We start from the raw sequence: 1977 nt of genomic DNA, 5'->3' as shown, positions 1-1977 counted from the left end.
GGGAGTCGTGGGGGGCTGGGAGGGTGGGGAGTCGTGGGGCGGGGGCTCAGGGCTGGAAGGGGATGGTGCAGGGGCGTCCGGCGCAGGTGTCGACGATCCGTCCGGTGGCCAGGAACGTCGCGACCTGCGACATCGCCTCGGCCGAGCCGCGGGTGTCGCCGTGCGGGTCGCTTCCCGCGGTGTTGGGCGTGTTGGTGAGCGGCGGCGCGGGCGTGCCGCTGTCCCAGATCACCAGGCCGGACCCGGCGTGCGGGTAGCGGGTGAGGGCGGGCAGCCCCCAGAACGGCGTGACGTCGGGTTTGCGGCCGGGCGCGAGCGCGGGCTGCCGGACCGGGACGTCGCCGAGCGTGCGCGCCATCACCTCGGTGGCGATGTTGGCGACCTGGTGGTCGCCGAACGCCTCGTGGACCAGCACGCGGTGCGCGGGCGTGCCGGGCAGCGGGTCGCGGGTGACGTGCGCGGCGTAGCCGTCGCCCTCCCCGCGGTCCCACAGCATCTGGATGAGGTTCAGGACGAGCTGCTGCTGGAGCTTGTCCGGGTAGCTGATGTTGAGGAGCCTCTCGTACTGGGCGAAGTCGACGCTGCGGTTCAGCATCGTGCTGTAGTTGATCCCGGGGACGATCAGCGCGGCCCGCCGGAAGTCGGTGGCCAGCGCGGTGAGGGCCGTCCCCTGGATGCCGCCCTGGCTCGCGCCCGCGTAGGCCAGCCCGCGGCCGATGAGCGGGCGGCCGTCGCCCGTCCGGAACGCGGCGTCGGCGGTGAACCCGCGCGGGTGGACGAGGTCGCGGCCGAGGAACAGGAAGTCCAGGTAGCTCTGCTGCTGCCGGTCCGGGACGGTGTTGAACCGCGACACGTTCAGCAGGACGCTCGCGACGTTGGCGATGTCACCCTCCGCCATCCCGATCCAGTCGGTGGCGCAGAGCATGAGGTCGTGCCGCTGCGCGGCGCGCCGCAGCTTCTCGCTGTCGATCTCCGACGCGCTGCCCATGAGCCCGTGCCCGTACAGCACGGGCTGGGCCGCCTTCGTCAGCGCGGCGCGCGGGATGTTGCAGCGGAAGTCGGCCTTCTGGACGTTGCCGGGAATCTGCTGCGGCAGGCCGTCCCGCCCGTAGTGCAGGGACGATCCGGGCGGACCGCCGGGCAGGTCCAGGTAGCTGGGGACGTTCACCGTGCCCTCGACCCGGCGCGCCAGGTACGGGTCCTGGTCGGGGGTGAAGTCGGTGACCTTGCCGACCGTGAACGCGGGCGCGCGGTCGCCGAGCTTGCGGAACGCGTCGTCGCGCATGTGGACGGCCCGCTCGGTGAGGTTGCGGGTGGACGCGACGGTGAAGTCCCACGCGAGGTAGAGCCCGGCCGTGGAGACGTGGTGGCCGTTCAGCTCCCGGACCGTCCGCCGCAGGGCGGCGCCGCGTTCCTTCTCCGTCCGGCCGAGCGGACGGCCCGCCAGCATCCGCCGGACGGCGGGGCTCGCGCCGATCGCCCTGCCGTCCCCGTCCTTGAGGCCGCGCAGCAGCACCAGGTAGCGGTGGCCCTCGCGGAGGTTGCGGGCGGGGCGCACCAGCAGCAGCCGCCGGGACTCGGGCGCGTTGGCGTCGAGTTCGGCGAAGTACGGCCACCGTTCCCCCGTCCGGGCGTCCATGAGGACGATCGGCGCGTCGGGGGCGAGCGAGCGGGCCATGTCGGTGATCGGGGCGGCGCCGGTCCGGGCGAGGTCCAGGCCCGGCACGCGGGTGAGCACGGCCGAGCCCGGGGAGAAGCCGTCGTTGCGGTTCCACTGCGTCGGGTCGGTGGGCAGCACTCCCCCGGCGCGCGGCGTCGCGAGCGGCGACAGGTTCACGCGGCGGCCGGTCGCGGTGGAGCGGTCGGCGACGGTGAACCAGTCGTTCGGGAACGGCAGCATGCACGCCGCCGTGTCCGCCGGGTCGCACACGTGCGCGACGGTCCCGGCCGTCCCGGCCGCCGCGGCGGGGGCGGCCG

Annotated in this window: 1 protein-coding gene; it reads right to left on the bottom strand. The window is 74.4% G+C overall.

The window, feature by feature from the left end:
- Positions 1 to 46 precede the first annotated feature (46 nt).
- A partial coding sequence (locus DZF91_RS40265) for a hypothetical protein (RefSeq protein WP_117359633.1) occupies positions 47 to 1977 on the bottom strand: 1931 nt, incomplete at its 5' end.

The organism is Actinomadura logoneensis (assembly GCF_003428695.1).
GTDB classification, from domain to species: domain Bacteria; phylum Actinomycetota; class Actinomycetes; order Streptosporangiales; family Streptosporangiaceae; genus Spirillospora; species Spirillospora logoneensis.
This window is presented reverse-complemented; position numbering and strand designations above follow the sequence as displayed.